This is a genomic window from Janthinobacterium sp. LS2A, from assembly GCF_036543145.1.
GTDB lineage: Bacteria > Pseudomonadota > Gammaproteobacteria > Burkholderiales > Burkholderiaceae_D > Janthinobacterium > Janthinobacterium aestuarii.
Map to the genome: position 1 here is coordinate 116,431 of NZ_JAZHPB010000005.1, position 20,075 is coordinate 136,505.

Here is a 20,075-nt window from a genome sequence, read left to right on the forward strand (position 1 = left end):
TCCCGCCCTAGCCTTCCTTGACGGGCGCGTACACGCGGATGCTCAGACGCCCGCCATTCTTGCCTTCGAAATCGAGCAGCTGGGAAATCACGCGGGCCGTCAGCACGTGTTCGGCCGCCAGCAGCATCAGGCCATCGCGGCTGATCAGGTCGCGCGACAGCACCATGCCCGGCTCCAGCTGGCCCGACAGCACGGTCAGGTCGCGCGCCGGCGGCTCCGTTTCATCCATGATGCTGCGGAAAGCGGCCACGACGGCCGGGTCGTAGCGCTTGCCGACGCTGTCGTAGATCAGGGTCCGCGCTTCCTCGGCGCGCAGGCTGCGCTGCACCATGGCGCCGATCTGCAAGCCATCGTAGTCCGACGCCAGCGCCAGGATGCGCGCGCCCATCGGAATGGCCAGGCCCACCAGGCCATCGGGGAAGCCGCCGCCGTCGAAGCGCTCGAGCTGCGAGCGCAGGATCACGGAAACGGCGCGCAGCTCGTCGAGCGCCATCAGCAATTGCTCGGCGCGCAGCGGATGCTTGCGGAAGGCGGCCAGCTGCTCGCCCGTCCAGGCGCTGGCCGGCAGTTCCAGCACGTCGTCGCTCAAGCTGAGCTTGCCGATATCCTTGAGCAGGGCCGCGATGAACACGTCGCGCGCCTCCTGCCCTTCCAGACCCAGCGCCAGCGCCAGCTTGCGCGACAGCTCGGCCACCCGCCGCGCATGGCCGGCCAGCTTGCCGCCGCGCATTTCGATCAGGTTGGAAAACACCTTGATGGTCGTCACGAACGTCGCCTTCAGGCGTTCATTGGCCGCCTGCACCTCGTCGTGCGACTGTTTCAGCTGCTGCGTGCGCGTGGCCACCTTCGCTTCCAGGCTGGCGTTGAGCGCCTGCAGCTCCACGTTCTGGCTGGCCGTCAGCGCTTCGAGGCGCAGTTTTTCCTGCTCCAGCGCGCGCCGTTCCAGCGCGTGGCGCACCACCAGCACGATATCGTTCTCGTCCCAGGGCTTGGTCACGTAGCGGTAGATCTCGCCCTGGTTGATGGCGTCGAGGATGGACTGGATGTCGGCATAGCCGGTCAGCAGCAAGCGTATGGTGCCGGGCCAGCGCTGGCGCACCTGGGCCAGGAATTGCGCGCCATCCATGTGCGGCATGCGCATGTCGGAGATGACCAGGTCCACCGTCTCGCTCTCGAGCAGGGCCAGGCCGGCCGCGCCGCCATCGGCCGTCAGCACGCGGTAGCCGTGCGGACGGAACAGCCGCCGCAGCGACGACAGGATATTCGGTTCGTCATCGACGCACAGGATGGTGGGCGGCGCGGCCGCAGTGCTGGCGCTGGTACTGATGCTCATGCTCATGCTGTCCTGTTCGGTCATGGTGCGGCGGCCTGCGCCTGGCGCACGGGCAAAGTGATGCGGAAGGTGGTGCCGCTGCCGATGATGCTGCGCACGTCGATGCGGCCGTGATGCTTTTGTACCGTCGTGTAGGCCAGCGACAGGCCCAGCCCCGTGCCCTTGCCGACGGCCTTGGTGGTGAAGAACGGATCGAAGATGCGCGACAGGTGTTCGGGCGCGATGCCGCCACCCGTGTCCTCGACTTCGATCCACACTTCCGTCGCGTTGTCGCTGCCCGTGCGCAGGGTGATGCGCCCGCGCTCCTCGTTCATGGCATGGGCCGCGTTGACGACCAGGTTCATGATCACCTGGTTCAGCTCGGAAGGCTGGCATTCGATATCGGGAATGTCGCCATATTCGCGCACCACGTCGGCTTTGTACTTGACCTCGTTATTCACGATATTGAGCGTGGTATCGATGCCCTGGCGCAGGTCGGCCCAGACCCACTCCTGATGCGCATCCGTGCGCGAAAAATCCTTCAGGTCCTGCACGATGCGGCGCACGCGCGAAATGCCTTCCTTCGACTCGCCCATCAGCATGGGAATGTCGGTACGCAGGAAGTCCAGGTCGATCTGTTCGCGCAGCGCCCGCAGGCGCGCCGCCACCACGGCGTCGGCGACGGCCGGCTCGGCTTCCTCATAGGCGTCGAGCATGCTGAACAGGTCATCCAGATAGCCTTCCAGGGTGCCGACATTGGAAAACACATAGCCGATGGGATTGTTGATCTCGTGCGCCACGCCGGCGGCCAGCTGGCCGATCGAGGCCAGTTTTTCCGACTGCAGCAGCTTTTGCTGGGCCAGCGACAGCTTGCTGTTCAATTCCGTCAGGGCCAGGTTACGCTCGCGCAATTCCAGGTCGGCGATCTGGCGCTGGCGGATATCGTCGGCCAGGCGTTCGTTCATTTCGGCCAGCTGGGCCGTGCGCTCGGCCACCAGGTGTTCCAGGTTGTCGTGCGCCTTGCGCAGCGCCAGTTCCGCCAGGCGCCGCTCGCTCACGTCGCGCAGGGTTTCAATGGCGCCCACCAGCCGGCCCTGGCGGTCGCGCAGGGGCGCCGCCGTGAAATGCAGCCAGTGGCCGTCGGGGCCGATATCGGGAAAGAAATCCTCGGCCTCAAAGGCGCCTGGGATCACGGAAGAGCGCTTCAGCTTGCCAAGGTAGCGGTCATTTTCACCGAGCGCGATGTCGTCGGCCACCAGCAGGTCGGCCAGGCAGGCGCGCGGCTGCCGATAAAACGCCTTCCAGTGGTCGCGCGTGCCAACCATCTCGGCGGCCGTAAAGCCCAGCAGCTGTTCGCAGGCGCTGTTCCAGTGCGTCACCACGTGCTCCGTGTCGATGGCGAAAGTGGCCACGGGATGGCCGTCGAAAAAGGCCGACAGCGCGATGGTGTCGCCCTGGCGGCGTTCCGGCGTGGCGGGCAGCGCCTGCCCTGCGTCTGTTTCCATGGCCTCTTTCTTGTTCATGCCAGCATGATCCGCGACATTTCATCGAAGGTGTGTTCCGTTTGCCCCAGCAGCGCCAGCCAGGCCTGCTCGTCCAGCGCGACGCTGCGCCAGCCCGCGGGCGACAGGGGCGGCACCAGCGCATCGTCGACGCCGGCCAGGTCGAGCGCCAGGGCGACGGCATTGGCCAGGTGCACGGCCAGCGGCAGGCCGCCCGCTTCCAGCCTGTCGATGCTGTGGTGGTCGGCCACCGCCTGCTGTATCGCCTCGGGGAACTTCCAGTAGGCGGCCAGGGCGCTGCCCACCTGCGCGTGATCGATGCCGATGACGGCCAGTTCCGCATCGGCCATCTGGCAATCGTGCGCCTGGCGGTAGCTGCGCACGAGCGCATGCTCGGCCGGGAAGCGCGTCACCAGCACCAGGGTGCCCAGGTCGTGCAGCAAGCCGGCCGTGAACGCCGTTTCGGGATTGACGCGCAAGTGCGGCGCCAGCAGGCGCGCGGCGATCGCCGTGGCCAGCGAGTGGCGCCAGAACGCCTGGAAATCGAAGCCGCCGCTGACGGGCGCGAAGCTGCCCGTCAGGGCGCAAGCCGTGACGACGGTACGGATGCTGTGAAAGCCCAGCACGGAAACGGCTTGCGGGATGCTGGTGACCTTCGATTGCATGCCGTAGAACGAGGAGTTGGCGATGCGCAGGGTCTTTGCCGCCAGGCCCTGGTCCAGCTCGATCTTTTGTGCCAGCACGTGCACGTCCGTGTCGTCCTGGTCCATGCTCGACAGCAGCTCCAGCACCACCACGGGCAGCGAGGGCAGTTCCTGAATCTGGCGGATGATATGTTCAAAACTGAGCCGTGTCATGTGGCGCCCCCTTGCCGGTAGCGCTGCAGCAGTGCCAGCAGTTCGGCCCCGGCGGAATCGGGCGGCGTGGCGCGGAACAGCACGGCCAGCCGTTCCAGGCGGCGCAAGCGTTCCTGCTCGGCATGCGCCTGCGCGGCGGGGTCAAGCACCTCGTCCATGACGACGCGGCAGCTCTCCACATTGCGCCGGCGCAAGGCGGTCAGGTTCGCCGCCGTCAGGGTGGCGCCCTGGGCCAGCAGCACGGTGCCGCTGGCATCGCTCAGCGCTTGCGCCAGCACCATGCCTTCCTGCGCCTGTTCCATGGAAATCTCGCGTCCGCCTTCACTCATGTGCCCTCCCCATGGCGGCTCAAGGTGACGAGGCTGCCGCGCGAGCGCGAATGCAGGCCCATCGGATGGACGGCCACGGCATACGGCTGGCCATCGATGGCGGCCAGGCGGGGCGCGCCCTGCCCGTCGAACAGCTGCGGCAAGACGATCGCCGCCTCGTTGCCCAGCAGGGCCGCGCCCCGTTCGAACAGGTTGGCCGCCGCCGCGTTGATGAAGGCGATCATGCCGTCCTCATCGAGCCCGATCACGGGCAGCGGCAAAAATTGCAGCAATTCGCGCGCGATGCCGAGGCTGACTTCGTCGCGGCTGATCTGATGCTGCTGCTGGCGCACCAGCGCCTGCATGGCGGCATTCGCCGCCGCCAGCGCCTGGTTGGCCTCGCGCAGCTGCGCATTGAGGCGCACATTGTCGTCGTCGATACCCTTCAGGCGGAAGGCTTCGGCGATATGCTCGCGCAGCTGATGGTCTTCCCAGGGTTTGGTGAGGAATTTGAAAATGGCGCCCTCGTTGACGGCGTCCGTGACGGCTTGCAATTCCGTATAGCCCGACAGCATGATGCGTATGGTTTGCGGACACAGCAGCTTGGCCTTGCGCAGGAAGTCGGCGCCCAGCATGCCGGGCATGCGCTGATCCGACACGATGACGTCGACCGTATGGCTGGCCAATACGTCCAGCCCTTCCTGGCCGCCGTTGGCCGTCAGGATATGGTAGCCATCGCGCCGCAGCAGCCGCTTGAGGGAAGCGAGGATATTCGGCTCGTCATCGACCAGCAGCAAGGTGCGCGGCGGGGCCACGGCCTGCTGCCCGGCATCCACCGCCAGCGCCGCAGTACCCGGCATGCCATGCTCGTCGTGCACATCCATCGGACCATCCTCTCATCGCCATGGCGAAATCGGAGCTTGCCTGGAGGGGGAATCTGCCGCACGTGACAGTCTTGCGAGTCTTGCGCGGCAGCCAGCTTGCGTTGAAATTATACGACTAAATATTCCCGTATGACACTAATCCGGCACTTATCCGCGCCGCGCCGGACAAGGCGTGTCGCGGTAAAACACAAAGCCGCCCAGGCCGATGGCCTTGGTATCGGCGTTCACGCCATACACCAGCGTGCTCTTGTCCGCCTCAATGCGCAACAGGTTCATATGTTGGACGATTTGCGCGTGCGACAGTTCCAGCGATGGCATCGGCGCCAGTTGCAAACGCAGTTCGGACGCGGCGCCATCGTACGCCCAGCGGCCCGGGTTGAAAAAGGCGAAACCGCCATCGAAACGCAGGCTGCCATCCTTGAACTGGGTCAGGCAAATGCCGGGAAATTCGCTGGGCGGGTTGTACCAGGTGGCGGCCACGGCGGCATCGGCAGGCGTCTTGCCCGGCATCTGCATGCCGGCCGTGCCATTGTTTCCGCCCAAGCCGGCGCAACCGGCCAGCGCCAGCGCGCAAGCCAGAGCGCCCGCGCGCGTGATGAATATCATGTGCATTGCCGTCCCCTTGCTTTATAGAAACATCATCTTAAAGCGGGACGGCCAGCCGTTCAAGCGGCTAGCGCACATAAGGGGAATTTAATTGCCCTCGGCCGCCTTGGCAGCCGCTTCGCGCAATTTGTCCTTCTTGCTCTTGCGCGCGCCCTTCACGCCGCCGTTCACCGTGTCCGTAACGGGATTCACGGGCGCGGGCAATTCCGTCGGCTCAAAACCGGCCACCACTTCGCGCACGATGCGCAAGTCGTTGCGGTTTTCGATCAGGCGGAAATGCGCTTCCGTATCGGCCGTCACGAAGCTGATGGCCGTGCCGCTTTCGCCGGCGCGGCCCGTGCGGCCGATGCGGTGCGTGTAGTCGACGGCCGAACGGGGCAAGTCATAGTTGAAGACGGCCGGCAAGCCGGCGATGTCGATGCCGCGCGCCGCCACGTCGGTGGCCACCAGCACCTGCAAACGGCAGGCCTTGAAGTCGGCCAGCAGCTGGCTGCGCGTGCCCTGGCTGAATTCACCGTGGAAAGCGCCCACGTGCAGACCCGCGCGCTGCAGCTTGTCGGCCACGTGTTCAGCCGCGTACTTGGTGGCGACGAACACCAGCACGCGCTCCCACTGCTGCTGCAGGATCAGGTAGCGCAGCAGCTGCGTGCGGCGCGGCACGTCGACCGTGATGGCGCGCTGCACGATGTCGGGCTTGTCCTGCGGTTCGGACGCCACCTCGATGCGCACGGGCTCCTTGAGCAGGCTGTCGGCCAGCGCCTGCACGCTGTCGGGGAAGGTGGCCGAGAAGAACAGGTTTTGCCGCTGCTTGGGCAGCAGCGCGAGGATGGCGTTGATCTCCTCGCTGAAACCCATGTCAAGCAAACGGTCGGCCTCGTCGAGCACGCACAGCGACACGCCGCCCAGTTTCACGGCGTTCTGGCGTACCAGATCGAGCAAACGGCCCGGCGTGGCGACGACGATATCGGCGCCGCCACGCAAGTCCATCATCTGCGGATTGATAGACACGCCGCCGAACAGCACGGAAATCTTCAGTTTGACCGGCAACGGCTTGGCCAGCGCGTGCACGGTCTGCCCCACCTGCGCCGCCAGCTCGCGCGTGGGCACGAGGATCAGCGCGCGCACCTGGCGCGGACCGGAAACGGGCGCCATCAGCGCCTGCAGCAGCGGCAGCGCGTAGGCGGCCGTCTTGCCGGAACCCGTCTGGGCCGCGCCCAGCACGTCGCTGCCGCGCAGGATGGCGGGAATGGCGGCCGCCTGGATGGCCGTCGGCGCGGCATAGCCGGCCTTGTCAACGGCGCGGACCAGGGCGGGAATCAGACCCAGTGAGGAAAATGGCATAGCGGGCCTTCTTTATTCGTAAAGTGAGACCGGCCGCGAAAGGCGGCCGGTCGGATATGGCGACAGTATAAGGCAGACAGCTATTGCTTGGGCATTTGCAGCTTCGGATAACCCGCTTCATCGTAGCCCGGCATGCCGCGGCGGATCGTGTGCGAAAAATCCGCATCGTCGTTGGCCGCCCGCGCGCGCGCCGTGACGTGGCCCCCATCGCGCAGCTGCTGGAAACTCAGGCCGGGCACCAGGCCCTGCACGTCGAACAGGTAGCGGTCCAGGTAGCCCGAGGCCATCAGCCGGTAATCGAGCGGCAGGCCCGGCACGATGCGGCGCACCATCTCGAAGACGATGGTGGTGCAGTTGGCCGTCAGGGTGTTGTAGAACTGCGGCTTGGCCTTCAGCGATTGCGCTTCGTCCAGGTAGGCGAGGAACAACGAGCGCATGGCCGCTTTGGGCATCATCACGCGGTACAGATGCATGTCCTCGCCGCGCGCATTCGTGCGCACGCGCAGGATGTCGCGCTCGTCGGCGGCGATCAGGCTCATCTCGAAATGCTTGAAAAAGCCGCCGATGGCGGAAAAGCTCTCGCCCTTCTCCTTGCGGATCTCGATGGAGAACGTCAAAAAGCGCCCGTCCGCAAAGCCGAACGAGATCAGCGTATGCGCGATGTAGGGTCCCGTCCAGTACGACAGCGCCGTATCCACCGTGCGCAGTTCGTCGAGGTCGTAGCTGCGCTGCTCCCACTTGACCGTGTAGTCGTCATCGCTGCGCCAGTTGAAATTGCGCACATTGTCCAGGGTGACGAGATTGCCCTTGACCGTACCCGTGACGTTGCGCGCCACGTCGTCGGCCCACACCCTTTCCTGCTTCGGCGTGATGAAACTCCACCACACGAGCAGCAGGATAAACCCGGCCGCATACGGCAGCAGCACGCGCACGTCGCCGCGCATCCACCACAGCGCGATGCTGGCCAAGCCCAGCGCAGCCCACAGCAAGGCGCCGATGCCTTGCGCCGCCGTGCCGCCGGATAGCTGGTACCACAGCGCCAGCGCGCCCCACAATGCAGTCAACAGGATAATCAGGGAAACGGCCATTTTGCCTATGCTGGCCAGCACGGAGCGGGCTTGATGTGATAATAAAGTCATGCCGTGATTATAGGGGCAAGCGCAGGAATAGGTGAGTTCAGGCAAGCATGGGCAAAGTCAGCCGGGCATACAATATTGCTTGCATGGCAATTTACTTCATGAGAACATTCTGCACAAATGAAATGTATAGACAAGGCGCCCTGCCTTGCCATCCACGGAGACACCTTGCAATCGAGTTCACTGTACGCCCTCGCCGGCAGCCTCAATTCCCTCTTCATTGTCGTCAGCCTGTTTGGCTTGTGGTCGCAGCTGCAAAAAATCTGGCGGCGCAAGCGTGATGCCGGCATCGGCGCCGGCAAGACGACGGACATCCTGTCCATCAACCAATTCACCGTCAGCTTCCTCGCGTATTGCGCGTTCTTCGTGTACGGCTATTCGATCACGCCACTCAACCACTACATCGTCTGGCCCCGTTTGATCGCCTCGCTGATCGCGCTGGGCATCCTGTATGAAATTGACCGCGACCGCCGCAGCCGGGCATCGCGCAACGCGCTGCTGGCCTGCGCGCTGCTGCTGGGCGCGGGTGTGGCGGGATTGCTGTTCGGCCCCACCTTCACCGATGAAAAGCGCGTGATCTCGCAAAGCCTGATCGTCGCCGTCACCGTGCTGCTGGCGCAGGGCTATGCGCACCAGATCCGCCTGATCTGGCGCTCGGGCAAGACAGGCGCCGTGTCCCTGAAAATGAGCCAGTTCATCCTGGCGATGGATGCCAGCACCATCTTCTTTGCCTGCGTCATGGGCCTGTCGACGGGCTGGCCCTTGCTGCTGCTGGCCAGCGTCAGCGCCACGACCAAGCTTGCCATCATGTGGCTGTTCCGCTGGGAGAAGACCAGCCCCGCCGCGCATGTGAAACGCCAGGCGCCGGCCTGCGGCTAGAATGAAGGCATTGCCACTTTGCTGAAAGCACCTCCATGCATGCCCCCATCCCCATCCTGCGCAGCTTTTCCGAAGCCAAAGCGCGCGAGTTCTATCTCGATTTCCTCGGTTTTACCCTGGACTGGGAACATCGCTTCGAGCCCACGGCGCCGCTGTACCTGCAGGTGACGCGTGGCGATCTGGTGCTGCACCTGTCCGAACACCACGGCGACGCCACACCGGGCGCGGCGCTGCTGATCCCCGTCGACGATATCGCCGCCCTGCACGCGGAATTGCGCGACAGGGATTATCCGTATGCGCGGCCCGGCATCCGCGACGAGGACTGGGGCCGCATCCTGGAAGTGGCCGACCCGTTCGGCAACCGGCTGCGCTTCTGGCAGCGCAGCGAATAACGTTTACTGCCCGCTCAGCGCACGCATTTCCGCATACAGGTTCGCCTTGCCCTCGAAGCCGATGCCAACCAGGTCCGGCATGGTGATGTGGCCGTTTTCGACCTTGACGCCATCGGGAAAACCGCCGAACGGCTGGAACAGATCGGGATACGATTCATTGCCCCCCAGGCCCAGGCCCGCCGCGATATTCAGGGACATCTGGTGGCCGCCGTGCGGGATGCAGCGGCTGCGCGACCAGCCGTGCTGGTGCAGCATGTCCAGCGTGCGCAGGTATTCCACCAGGCCGTAGCTGAGGGCGCAGTCGAACTGCAGCCAGTCGCGGTCGGCGCGCATGCCGCCATAGCGGATCAGGTTACGCGCATCCTGCATGGAAAACAGGTTTTCGCCCGTCGCCATCGGCTTGTCGTAATAGCTGCGAAGGGTCGATTGCAGCTCGAAGTCGAGCGGGTCGCCCGCCTCTTCATACCAGAACAGATCGTACTGGCGCAGCGCCTTGGCGTAGGCGATCGACGTATCGAGGTCGAAGCGGCCGTTCGCATCCACGCACAGCTTTTGCCCATCCTGCAGCACCTCCATGATGGCGTCGATGCGGCGCAAGTCCTCGTCCAGCGAAGCGCCGCCGATCTTCTTCTTGACCACCGTGTAGCCGCGGTCGATGTAGCTGCGCATCTCGTCCTGCAGGGCACTCAAGCTCTGGCCAGGGTAGTAATAGCCGCCCGCCGCATACACGAAGACTTTTTTATCGGGCACGCCCGTGCCATGGCGCTCGGCCAGCAGCTGGAACAGCGGCTTGTTCTCGATCTTCGCCACGGCATCCCAGATGGCCATGTCGATGGTGCCGATGGCCACCGAACGCTCGCCATGGCCGCCCGGCTTTTCATTCGTATACATGCAATCCCACACCTTGTGCGGATCAAGGTTGCTGCCGTCATCCATGACGAGCGAGGCAGGATCGGCGTCGAGGATGCGGGGAATGAAGCGCTCGCGCATCAGCATGCCCTGGCCGTAGCGGCCGTTCGAATTGAAGCCGTAGCCGACGACGGGCTTGCCGTCGCGCATCACGTCCGTGACGACGGCTACCAGGCTCAGGGTCATCTTGCTGAAATCGATGTAGGCGTTGCGGATGGGGGAAGAGATGGGAATGGTCTTTTCGCGGATTTCAACGATTTTCATGCGGGTCTCCTGTGGATGAAAACAATGACGCCAGCTTAACCGCGATGCACAGTCGTATAATCGATAGTAATTTAAACCATTCTTCACTTGAAGTTAATAATGAAAAGCGACGCCACGACGGAAATGGCTTTCTTTGTGCTGCTGGCCAAGCTGGGCAGCCTGTCAGCCACAGCGCGCGAGCTGGGCATCACGCCGCCCGCCGTCAGCAAGCGATTGGCGCTGATGGAACAGCGCCTGGGCGTGCGTTTGCTGAACCGCAGCACGCGGCGCATCAGCCTGACGGGCGATGGCGAAAGCTATCTGCAGCAGGCACGGCAAATCCTCGACGATATCCGCGCCATGGAGGAATCCCTGGCCAGCGGCAGCGCGGAACCGAAAGGCTTGTTGCGCGTAAATGCCACCCTGGGTTTCGGCCGCACGGTGATCGCGCCCCTGCTGTCGCAGTTCGCCCTGCGCCACCCGCAGCTGGAAGTGCAGCTGCAGCTGACGGACAGCCCCATCAACCTGGTCGAGCAGGCCTACGACCTGGGCATCCGCTTCGGCGACTTGCCCGACACGCGTTTGTCGGCACGGCGCATCATGTCGAACCGGCGCTTCCTGTGCGCTTCGCCCGCCTACCTGCAGGCGCACGGCACGCCGCAAACGCCGGACGACCTGGCGCGGCACCGCTGCATCGTCCACCGGCAAAACGACGACGCCTACGGCATCTGGCGCTTGAGCCGTGGCCGCGCCACCCACACGGTCAAGGTGCGCGGCACGGTGGCCAGCAACGATGGCGACGTGGTGCTCGGCTGGGCCCTGGACGGCCACGGCATCCTGCTGCGCTCGGAATGGGACCTGGCCCGCTACCTCGACAGCGGCCGCCTGCGCGTGGTGCTGGAAGACTACGCGCTGGCGCCGGCCGACCTGTACGCCTACTACCCGAGCCGCCACCAGCTGCCCGCCAAAGTGCGCGCTTTTATCAATTTTCTCATCGAGCAGTTGCAGCCGGACTCGGCCAATACGGGGAAATAGGGTTACACTACAATATTGCGATATGGCAATAATATGAAGGAGTAGGTTTTGCTAGTCATACTCGGATTTCTCGTCGTGCTGTTTTCCGTCTTCGGCGGTTTCGCCATGCAGGGCGGTCACCTGGGCGCCCTGTTCCAGCCGCTGGAACTGCTGATGATCGGCGGCGCCGCGCTGGGCACCTTCTTTGTCGGCAATGACGCCAAGGCCATCCGCGCCACGTTCGCCGCCCTGCCCACCCTGTTCCACGGCTCGCAATACACGAAGGCGCGCTATATGGAACTGATGGGGCTGATGTATGAAATCCTCAGCAAGATCCGCAAGGAAGGCTTGATGTCGGTCGAGGACGATATCGACGACCCGTACCGCAGTCCCATTTTCATCAAATACCCGTACACGCTCGGCGACGAGCACATCCTGGAATTCATCACCGATTATTTGCGCCTGATGGTGTCGGGCAATATGGACGCGTACCAGATCGAAAACCTGATGGATAACGAGATCGAAACGCACCATGAAGATGCGGAAATGCCGATCCAGACGATTTCGCAGCTGGCCGACGCCATGCCCGCCTTCGGCATCGTGGCAGCCGTCATGGGCGTCGTGCACACGATGGCCTCCGTCGGCTTGCCCCCGGCCGAGCTGGGCGTGCTGATCGCACAGGCGCTCGTCGGCACCTTCATCGGCATCTTGCTGGCCTACGGTTTTATCGCGCCCCTGGCCAGCTTGCTGCGCCGCAAGCATCATGAAACGGCGAAGATGTACCAGTGCGTGAAAGTGACGTTACTGGCCAGCCTGAACGGCTACGCCCCGGCGCTGGCCGTGGAATTCGGCCGCAAGGTCATTTCCGCCACGGAACGCCCGTCGTTCAGCGAACTGGAAAACCACGTGCGCCAGGTGCGCACGAAGAACTGATTCCAGCCGTTCGCGTCAGGCTTCCGGCGCCGTCCAGACCAGGTTCCACAAGTGGCCATCGATATCCTCGAAGCCCTGGTCATACATGAAGCCATGGTCTTCGGGCGGATGCGGTATGCGGCCACCGGCGGCCTGGGCCTTGGCGATCAGGCTGTCCACCTCTTCTCGGCTTTCGCAACTGAGGCAAATGACGACTTCATTGGTTTCCCTGGCATTCGCCAGCGGTTTGTCGATCAGCGACTGGAAGAACGGTTCCGTCGTCAGCATGGCCTGGATGCTGCCTTCGACGATATTCATGAATGCCGCGTTCTCGCCGCTGAAGCGGGGATCGAAGGTAAAGCCGAGGGCGGAAAAGAAGGCCTTGGACTTATCCAGGTCCTTCACGGGCAGGTTGAGAATGATCTGTTTGTGCATGGCGCTTCCTTGCTCACACGTTGACGAAAAAATCGTCCCTGCAGAATACCAATAAAAACTAAAGGAAGGCGCGGGCAAGGCTGGAGCGCGCGCCTGCCACCGCGCGCAGGCGTTCTTCAAGGTAGGCGCTCACGCGCGGATGCTGACTGAAGGCGACGTTGAAGCGGATATGCTGGTCGGGCGTGTCATTGGCCGAGAACGCGGCGCCGCGCATCAGCAGGATCTTGTTGCGGTAGGCGTCCTGCACCAGCAGGTCCACGTCCAGCCCCTCGGGCATGCTGCCCCACAGGAAAATGCCTGCGTCTCCCGGCTGCTCGAACAGCACGCCGGCCGCGCTCAGCTGCCGCGTGCTGGCGTTGCGCGCCACCATGATCTTGCGTTGCAGCCGCTCCAGGTGCTTGCGCAGGTTGCCGGCCTTGAGCACTTCCAGCAGTACGTATTCGTTCAGCGCAGGCAAGGTCATGATGGAATGGATCTTGGTACGCATCAGCAGCTTGAGCAGCGCCGGCGCCGCGGCCAGGTAGCCCATGCGCAGGGCCGGGCTCAGCGCCTTGCACAGACTCGAGTAGTAGATCACGCCGTCGAGTCCGGACAGCGATGCCAGCCGCGTGCTGTGGCCCTGCTGGAAATGGCCGTGCACGTCGTCTTCGGCGATCAGGAAGCCGTACTGCTGCGCCATGATCAGCACCTTGTGCAGGTTGGCGGCGCTGCTGCTCCAGCCGGTGGGATTGTGCAAAGCCGTCTGCATGAACAGCAGGCGCGGACGGTGCGTGCGGCAGGCGGCGTCCAGTTCGTCCAGGTCGAGGCCATCGGGGCGGCGCTTGATGGGCACCAGGCGCACGCCGTCCTGGCGCAGCCGGCCGAACATCAGGAAGTATCCGGGGTCTTCCACCAGCACCGTATCGCCGGGCTGCAGAAACGTGCGGCAAATCAGATCGATGGCATGGGTGCCGCCGAAAGTGGTGAGGATGTGGCTGGCGTCCGCGGCGATGCCGATGCCGCGCAACAGCAGCGCGATCTGCTCGCGCAGTTCGGCCAGCCCCTGCGGCGGACAGCGCGAAGCCATGCCGGCCGTGCTGCGCGCCAGGCCACGCTGCACGGCGGCGGCCGGCAGCGCATCCTGCAGCCACGTGGGCGGCAAGGCGCCGCTGCTGGCCAGCAGCACGCCCGGCCGCTGGTCGTTCACTTGCTGGCTCAGCCAGACTGGTTCCTGCTCCTGGCCCGCTTCCAGCGCCACCTCGTCGGGGATGGCGCGGCTGGCGTCAGCGGGGGCGCAGACGAAAAAACCCGTCGTGCCATGCGTATCGATGACGCCTGCGGCCACCAGCCTGTCATACGCCACCACCACGGTGTTGGTGCTCACCGCGAGCTGCGTGGCAAGCTGGCGGATCGACGGCAGCCTGGTCCCGCCAGGCAGGACGCGTTGCGCGATCTGCTGGCGCAATGCGGCCTCGATCTGCTTGAACAGGGCGATGGGCGAGGAGCGGTCGATGGCGAACATGGTGGCAGTCTAGCGTAAAAACGTCAGGGCGAGGACCAGCAGGATGGCGCCCATCGCCAGATTGAAGAGGCGCTGGTTGCGGGGCGCTTTCAGCACGCTGCGGATCGAGACGCCGAACAGCGCCCACATGGCGTTGCACGGCATGCCCACCACGGTGCCGATCACGGATACGAGCAGCGCGCTGGCGAGCATATTGCCCTGCGCAGGCATGAAGACGGACGCCATGGTGACCGCCTTGAGCCAGCTCTTGGGGTTCAGCGCCTGGAACAGCGCCGCCTGCGCAAACGACACGGCCTTCGGTGCGCCGGCCCCCGCCACCGAGGCGCCGGCAAGTTTCCAGGCCAAAAACATCAGGTACAGCGCGCCCGCGATCCGCAGCACCTGCTGCGCCATCGGGTATGCGACGAACACGCTGCCCAGCCCAACGCACATGAGCATGGTCTGCACGAAGATGCCGGCCTGGATGCCGAGGATCACCGGCAGCGCACCGCGATAGCCGAAATTGGCGCCGGTGGTGGCCAGCATGACGTTGTTCGGTCCGGGCGTGGCGGACATCACAAAGCAATAGCTCATCAGGGGCAGGAGTTCGGTCATGGCAGGCAGTCGCAGCGTGGAGAAGGCCCCAGTCTAGAAGCCCGGCACGGCGGGGACAAGGCACAAGGCGCCGCGTACAAGCACATGCTGTATCAGTCGAACGACTGCTACAGCGGACAGGCCGCTCCGCACGGATCAACTACAGAAACGTCGTTTCATCTGTTACCGCTGCAAGCTGTTCGTGCATGTCACCCCTCTCCGCCCGTACGGCGGGGGATGACCAGCTCTTGCTTGAGCGCGGCAAGAGTCTCTGTTGGGCAGGAGATAAACAGGCCAGACCCGATCTCGTCGTTGGACCAAGCAGCAACGAGATCGCACACCAGGAATCTGGCAAGCCTCATAGGCCCTGCCACGCCCAATCGCGTTCTCATCTGCCAAGCACTATGGATCAGCACTTAGCTACCGGTGGCGCTTTGCCCCAATGGCACCGTCCGCTTCCGCCCGAGGCTGTGTGAAAACGCAGAAAAATTCGGCCCCGCAAAAAAACGGTCTCTTAAAACGCCCGCTACGCGATTTTTTCGGCGTGGGGAATGGTCACCCTACCCATGAAAATTTCGTGTTTTTGCGTTTTCACACAGCCTGGGCCGATAACGGACGGAGTCGCTCAGCCCACGAAGTGATTGCTGTCATGGCAAGCAATCGGTTTTGTTCGGCGCCGCAAATCCTTTCTTCTGTCATTTACGGCGTCGGCTCCGCCTCATCCGGGCAGGCGACCTCATCCTCTGGCGTATATAAGGTCATCGGCACGCGCTGGCCGTCGATTTCCAGTTCGCGCACTTTCGGCGGCACCAGCTGGAATTCGCCCGCCTGCAATTTCTCGCGCAGGGGTTTGCAGCGCAGGGCATCGGTGGGGATTTGCCCGCGCGCGGTCCAGCTGCCGTCTTCCTTTTCCGCCAGCAACACCGACGAGGCGCGCGGGTCATTGCTGATCAGCAGCACGTCCTGCTTGCCATCGCCGTCGAAATCGAGCAGATACGCGTCGCACTGCGGCCCTGCCCGTTTCAGGCAGGCGGGCAGGCGCCAGGCCGGGCCGACCTGCGTCCAGTCCTGACGCAGGAAACTCTCCGGCAACTTCGCCGTGGCCGGGCGCAGGGTCAGGTTGATCGACACGTCGCTGAGAGCGCCCGTCTCGTCGAGGCGGTTCTGGCGCTTGAGCATGGCGTCGGCGCGGGCCCGCACGATGGCCGCGTCCGGGCCCGCCGTGCGCGTCTTGAGTTCCTGCAAGGCCGCCTGGCCATAGCGGGCGCCCTGGAAGCGCAGGTATTCGAAATCGAACTTGTCCACGTCTATCTTACCGCTGTTCAGGCGCGCCATCTGGCTGGCCACGGAAATGCGCGCCGGGTCGGCCAGCGGCGAGAACAGCGCGAACAGCGCCAGCAGGGTAACAAAGGCGGTAGCCACGTTGACGTTGGCGATCAGGTGCAGCCAGTCGCCATACTTGCTGGCCGCCCAGGCGTAACCGGCGGCGTAGCAGGTGGCGATCAAGAGGCAGGCGGCAGCGATCAGGCGGTCGGAAGTCCAGCCATGCGACATCACGCGCAAGGTCAGCGCATAGATGGCGATGCCCACCACCCACGGCAACAGCAGACAGGCCAGACGTGTGCCCAGGCGGATGCCGCGCGCCACGCCATGGCCGACTTCGCCATTCTGGAAGGCGGCATTGATCAGCACCACCAGCACGCCGGCCATGCCCAGCAGCACGGACGCCGCATGGCGCGTGGCCCACAGGCGCTCGAAGCCGATGAAAGGCAAGGTCAGCAGGAAACCGGAGACGAGCACGGCGGCGATAGGCATCAGCCACGACAGCAGCACCAGCAGCAAGGTGCGGATGCCGCGCACGATGGAGGGGCGCACGTCCGTGATGTGGATGGCGAACGAAAACGCGAAGCAGATGACGGGAATCACGAACCAGGCCTGGCCCAGCAGTTTTTTCAGGAAACTCAGTTTGATGAGCAGGAACAATTGTCCGCCCAGCCACAGCACCAGCCACAGGCCCAGCACGAACAGCAGGGAAAACAGCAGCTGGATGCCGAGCTTCCAGGCGATTTCAAAATAGGTCGGATAGCGGGCGATGCGCTGGCCATCCTGAGCGCTGGCCAGCACCAGCGCGTGGGCGATATAAAAACCGACGACGCAAAAACCGAACAGCTGCGCGGAAATGACGCGCAGCGGTGCGCCCGGCTTGTAGTTGCCCCAGATCACATGCTCGGCGCCGCGCGCCACGTCATGCCAGGCCAGCACAGCCATCACGACGGCGGCGCCCGCCATCCACAGGGCGATGCGCTTGACCGACATATGGCCCAGGCTGGACACCAGCAGAATGGGCAGCAGCAGGCTGATCAGCATCAGCGGCGCCAGCAGATAGGCTTCCGTGGCGGGCCAGACTTTAGCTTGCGCCGTGCTGTACAGCCAGTACAGCAGCACGCCTTGCAGCAGGCCCGTCACCAGGCGCGTCACCGCGATGCGCGGCGCCACCACCGGATCGAGCAACGCCATGTTTTTTCCAGCGGCATCCTGCTGCATAATTATTTCCTTAATAGTCGTTTATTGCTGTAAAGCACGGCCATTATTGCATTTCGTTATCGCCATCTCAACAACGATTCGTGCGCGCACCCTGCCGGCGCGCCCTCGCTGCGGCGCAATGGCAAGCTTTGCGCGAGGCCCCAGGCCAGTTCAGGCACGAAGAACAGCCACAGCAGGGGCTGGCCCGTCGTGAACAGCGCCCACGCCATCCACGTGGAAAACAGGTAGCGCGCTGCCGCGTCATAGCGGCCGAAGCGCGGCTGCGGGTCCAGCATGCGCAGCACGGACCAGACCATCACCACGCTGCCAAACAAGCTGCTGATGAGCAGATGAAACGGACCAAAGACGGGCAGCGGCAGGCCGCCCAGGCTCACGTTGATGGCGCTCAAGTGCTCGTGCAGCAGCAAAAACGTCCACGGCGTGGCAAACGGGGCCGTCATGAGCACATCATAAATGGCGCTGGCGCGCACCACGCGGCGGAAAGCGAAAACGGACAACATGGGAACTCCTGTGTATGGAAAGCGCCCATGATCAGGGTTGGAGTACACTCCATGGTCAAGCATTTTATGAAAGAAAAATCACCATGCAGATCGGCGAGATGGCGCAGGCGACGGGCTTGAGCCGCGATACCCTGCGCTTTTATGAAAAGCGGGGCTTGCTGCGCGCACGGCGCGGCGCGAATGGCTACCGCGACTACCCGCCCGAGGCGGCCGACTGGCTGCGCTACCTGCGCACGGCGCAACAGCTGGGCTTTACCTTGGCCGAAATCGAGGCCGACATGCCGCTGCTGGCGGCCGCCGGCGATCCCGCCACGGCGGAACTGCTGCGCGCGGCGCTGGCGCGCAAGCTGGGTGAAATCGATGCGCGCATCGCGGGATTGACGCAGTTGCGCGGCGAACTGGTGCTGCGTATGGGGCCGGCAGCGGCAGCGTGTCCGTTGCGGGGAGATGCCGATGCCAGTCACTAAACTCGCTACACTGCTGCCGTGGCTATTCCTGCTGGGCGCTGGCGGCGCGCAGGGTGCCGGGCTGGCCTGCAGCGACTTCCTGTCCCAGCTGGGCAAGAAGCCCGCGTATCTCGTCTACCAGGGTTGCCAGCAAAACACGGAACGCCAGGACCAGCCGTTCGAGGCCCGCTATGCAGTGGACGGCAAGCATGCGCAACAGGCGGAAGCGTATCTGCGGCGCGCGTACGGCTTGCCCAAGCTTAAGCGCTATTGCTGCGCCTGGGACAGCACGCCCCACTCCTGGCGCGACCGCCGCACGGGCTACGGCTATGTGCTGCTGATGGCCACGGGCGAAACGCTGGTCAGGACGCGCGCAGACTGGCCGCGGATCGAGCGCTTTGTCGTGCAGGTGGACGGCTACGCACAAGACCCTTGACGTAAAAAAACCGCCTGTGCATGGCAGCAGGCGGTTTGATCTCGGACAAAATCAGACTTACTTGGCGGCCTTGCGGCGGCGCAGGAAACCCATCAGGCCCAGGCCCGCCAGCAGCATGGCGTAGGTTTCCGGTTCCGGTACGGCGGCCATCACGGCCACGTTGTCGATCACGGCGCCCGAGTAATTGTCGAACGGCGTGCCGGCCTGGGCGGCGCTGGCAAACGACAGGGTCGCCAGGCCGCTGGAAGCAGCCGTGAAGCTCAAGGTGTTGCTGTACAAGGTGTTCGAGGCGGCAGCCGTCGAGTAGAAATTACCTGCCACGCCACCAAAATTGACGGCCACGCCCTGGCCGGCAGGGCCGCCGGAATTGCGCGCCATGTCAAAGCTCAGGTTGTACGTCTGGCCGGCAACGACATTGAAACTTTGCGACAGGAAACCCGGACCAGGCGTGCCCAGCATGTCGATGCTGTAGCCGTCGATAGCGTTATAGGCATTGCGGATCAGGTCGACCGAGGAAGCGCCCACCGTCCAGCCGCCGATGGCCGAGGAACCGCCATTGACAACATGATAGCCACTGGAAAAGGTATAGCCGGGCGCGACCGATTCAAAATCGCCATTCGTGATCAGGTTGACGGGGCTGGCGCTGGCGGTGCCGGCGGCGAACAGGGCAACAACTGCTGCGATGGTGGCGATTTTCATGATCTGATTTCCTTGCCTTATAGGCATTAAAGTTTCCTTAAGTGAAATCATATCTCAGCCATGATAAAAATCAAAGAACTTTGCAAAAATATATTTAATGTAGATAATTTGCAACGCCTTCAGGTGCGCTGCGCCGTCAATCGAGTTCCTGCCGCGCCACCAGGATGCCGTCCGCATCGGCGTAGATCCAGTCGCCTGGATGCACGGCCACGCCGCTGACCTGCACGCGCACATCGCGCTGGCCGGCGCCCGTCTTGTTGCTCTTGCGCGGATGCGTGGCCAGGGCGCGCACGCCGATCTGGCAGACATTGATTTCCTCGCTGTCGCGGATGCAGCCATCGACGACGATGCCGGCCCAGCCGTTGCTTTCGGCCAGCACGCCCAGCTGGCCGCCCACCAGCGCGCGGCGCAGGCTGCCGCCGCCATCGATCACCAGCACGTGGCCCTGGCCCGGCGTTTCCAGGGTGCTGCGCACGAGCGCGTTGTCCTCGAACACTTGCAAGGTGGCGGCGGGGCCGCTGAAACGCACGCGCTGGCCGAAAGCGCGGTACACGGGCGGCAGCACGGCCAGGGTGCCGTCGTCGAGCATGGCCGCATAGTCGTCGCACAGGTCGGTGGTGGCAAAGGTCATGGGGATTCCTTTCGT

22 protein-coding genes are annotated in these 20,075 nt (G+C 64.0%); 6 read left to right on the forward strand and 16 right to left on the reverse strand.

Features of this window, described 5'->3' with window-relative positions; genetic code table 11:
• Window positions 1-7: 7 nt before the first annotated feature.
• The 8 genes from V3C40_RS15850 to V3C40_RS15885 form a co-directional block, all read right to left on the reverse strand.
• A complete protein-coding gene (locus V3C40_RS15850; protein WP_331777933.1) occupies window positions 8-1,333 on the reverse strand; it encodes an HD domain-containing phosphohydrolase in 1,326 nt (441 codons plus the stop codon).
• Between the two features lie 20 nt (window positions 1,334-1,353).
• Complete coding sequence (locus V3C40_RS15855; protein ID WP_331777934.1) at window positions 1,354-2,817, reverse strand: ATP-binding protein; 1,464 nt, start codon at window positions 2,815-2,817, stop codon at window positions 1,354-1,356.
• Window positions 2,818-2,831: 14 nt separating this feature from the next.
• Complete coding sequence (locus V3C40_RS15860; RefSeq protein ID WP_034749734.1) at window positions 2,832-3,671, reverse strand: HDOD domain-containing protein; 840 nt, start codon at window positions 3,669-3,671, stop codon at window positions 2,832-2,834.
• A complete protein-coding gene (locus V3C40_RS15865) occupies window positions 3,668-4,000 on the reverse strand; it encodes a hypothetical protein (RefSeq protein ID WP_331777935.1) in 333 nt (110 codons plus the stop codon). The genes V3C40_RS15860 and V3C40_RS15865 overlap by 4 nt, the downstream gene beginning before the upstream one ends.
• Window positions 3,997-4,863, reverse strand: coding sequence for a response regulator (locus V3C40_RS15870; protein ID WP_051991018.1), 867 nt, complete (start codon window positions 4,861-4,863; stop codon window positions 3,997-3,999). Before V3C40_RS15870 ends, V3C40_RS15865 begins: the two co-directional genes overlap by 4 nt.
• A gap of 147 nt (window positions 4,864-5,010) precedes the next feature.
• Window positions 5,011-5,475 (reverse strand): hypothetical protein, encoded by a 465-nt coding sequence (locus V3C40_RS15875; RefSeq protein ID WP_331777936.1) that lies wholly within the window; start codon window positions 5,473-5,475, stop codon window positions 5,011-5,013.
• Between the two features lie 81 nt (window positions 5,476-5,556).
• Window positions 5,557-6,810: a DEAD/DEAH box helicase gene (locus tag V3C40_RS15880; protein ID WP_331777937.1), complete on the reverse strand. Its 1,254-nt coding sequence runs from the start codon at window positions 6,808-6,810 to the stop codon at window positions 5,557-5,559.
• Window positions 6,811-6,890: 80 nt separating this feature from the next.
• Complete coding sequence (locus V3C40_RS15885) at window positions 6,891-7,949, reverse strand: Lnb N-terminal periplasmic domain-containing protein (protein ID WP_331777938.1); 1,059 nt, start codon at window positions 7,947-7,949, stop codon at window positions 6,891-6,893.
• 165 nt (window positions 7,950-8,114) lie between these two features.
• On the opposite strand from V3C40_RS15885, the gene V3C40_RS15890 reads away from it, so the two are divergent.
• Both V3C40_RS15890 and V3C40_RS15895 read left to right on the forward strand, forming a co-directional pair.
• Window positions 8,115-8,825 (forward strand): hypothetical protein, encoded by a 711-nt coding sequence (locus tag V3C40_RS15890; RefSeq protein WP_331777939.1) that lies wholly within the window; start codon window positions 8,115-8,117, stop codon window positions 8,823-8,825.
• A gap of 35 nt (window positions 8,826-8,860) precedes the next feature.
• Window positions 8,861-9,217 carry a glyoxalase superfamily protein gene (locus V3C40_RS15895; RefSeq protein WP_319992826.1) on the forward strand — a complete coding sequence of 119 codons (357 nt, stop codon included), beginning with the start codon at window positions 8,861-8,863 and terminating at the stop codon, window positions 9,215-9,217.
• A gap of 3 nt (window positions 9,218-9,220) precedes the next feature.
• On the opposite strand, the gene V3C40_RS15900 is transcribed toward V3C40_RS15895, so the two are convergent.
• Window positions 9,221-10,390: a mandelate racemase/muconate lactonizing enzyme family protein gene (locus tag V3C40_RS15900; protein WP_331777940.1), complete on the reverse strand. Its 1,170-nt coding sequence runs from the start codon at window positions 10,388-10,390 to the stop codon at window positions 9,221-9,223.
• A 99-nt stretch (window positions 10,391-10,489) separates the two neighbouring features.
• Here V3C40_RS15900 and V3C40_RS15905 point away from each other — a divergent pair, with 99 nt between their 5' ends.
• Together V3C40_RS15905 and motA are read left to right on the forward strand one after the other, a co-directional pair.
• Window positions 10,490-11,404 (forward strand): LysR family transcriptional regulator, encoded by a 915-nt coding sequence (locus V3C40_RS15905; RefSeq protein ID WP_070302068.1) that lies wholly within the window; start codon window positions 10,490-10,492, stop codon window positions 11,402-11,404.
• Window positions 11,405-11,452: 48 nt separating this feature from the next.
• The gene (gene motA / locus V3C40_RS15910) at window positions 11,453-12,316 is read left to right on the forward strand and encodes a flagellar motor stator protein MotA (RefSeq protein ID WP_034749759.1); all 864 of its coding nucleotides are present in this window, start codon (window positions 11,453-11,455) and stop codon (window positions 12,314-12,316) included.
• Window positions 12,317-12,331: 15 nt separating this feature from the next.
• On the opposite strand, the gene V3C40_RS15915 is transcribed toward motA, so the two are convergent.
• The 5 genes from V3C40_RS15915 to V3C40_RS15935 form a co-directional block, all read right to left on the reverse strand.
• Window positions 12,332-12,730 carry a VOC family protein gene (locus V3C40_RS15915; RefSeq protein WP_034749762.1) on the reverse strand — a complete coding sequence of 133 codons (399 nt, stop codon included), beginning with the start codon at window positions 12,728-12,730 and terminating at the stop codon, window positions 12,332-12,334.
• A gap of 58 nt (window positions 12,731-12,788) precedes the next feature.
• Complete coding sequence (locus V3C40_RS15920) at window positions 12,789-14,231, reverse strand: aminotransferase-like domain-containing protein (protein ID WP_331777941.1); 1,443 nt, start codon at window positions 14,229-14,231, stop codon at window positions 12,789-12,791.
• Window positions 14,232-14,240: 9 nt separating this feature from the next.
• Window positions 14,241-14,825 carry a LysE family translocator gene (locus tag V3C40_RS15925; RefSeq protein WP_070302072.1) on the reverse strand — a complete coding sequence of 195 codons (585 nt, stop codon included), beginning with the start codon at window positions 14,823-14,825 and terminating at the stop codon, window positions 14,241-14,243.
• Between the two features lie 678 nt (window positions 14,826-15,503).
• Window positions 15,504-17,348 (reverse strand): DUF4153 domain-containing protein, encoded by a 1,845-nt coding sequence (locus tag V3C40_RS15930; RefSeq protein WP_331777942.1) that lies wholly within the window; start codon window positions 17,346-17,348, stop codon window positions 15,504-15,506.
• Between the two features lie 56 nt (window positions 17,349-17,404).
• Entirely contained in the window at window positions 17,405-17,848 is a 444-nt protein-coding gene (locus V3C40_RS15935; RefSeq protein ID WP_319992834.1) for a hypothetical protein, read from the reverse strand.
• Between the two features lie 83 nt (window positions 17,849-17,931).
• Between V3C40_RS15935 and V3C40_RS15940 the strand changes: the two genes are divergently transcribed.
• Window positions 17,932-18,315, forward strand: coding sequence for a MerR family transcriptional regulator (locus V3C40_RS15940; RefSeq protein ID WP_072452836.1), 384 nt, complete (start codon window positions 17,932-17,934; stop codon window positions 18,313-18,315).
• Complete coding sequence (locus V3C40_RS15945; protein WP_072454067.1) at window positions 18,302-18,730, forward strand: DUF4952 domain-containing protein; 429 nt, start codon at window positions 18,302-18,304, stop codon at window positions 18,728-18,730. The genes V3C40_RS15940 and V3C40_RS15945 overlap by 14 nt, the downstream gene beginning before the upstream one ends.
• 57 nt (window positions 18,731-18,787) lie before the next feature.
• Here the strand turns inward: V3C40_RS15945 and V3C40_RS15950 are convergent, their stop codons facing one another.
• Window positions 18,788-19,429, reverse strand: a complete 642-nt coding sequence (locus V3C40_RS15950; protein ID WP_254671511.1) for a choice-of-anchor C family PEP-CTERM protein — start codon at window positions 19,427-19,429, stop codon at window positions 18,788-18,790.
• Between the two features lie 136 nt (window positions 19,430-19,565).
• Window positions 19,566-20,060 carry a ribonuclease E activity regulator RraA gene (gene rraA, locus V3C40_RS15955; RefSeq protein ID WP_331777943.1) on the reverse strand — a complete coding sequence of 165 codons (495 nt, stop codon included), beginning with the start codon at window positions 20,058-20,060 and terminating at the stop codon, window positions 19,566-19,568.
• Window positions 20,061-20,075: the final 15 nt, after the last annotated feature.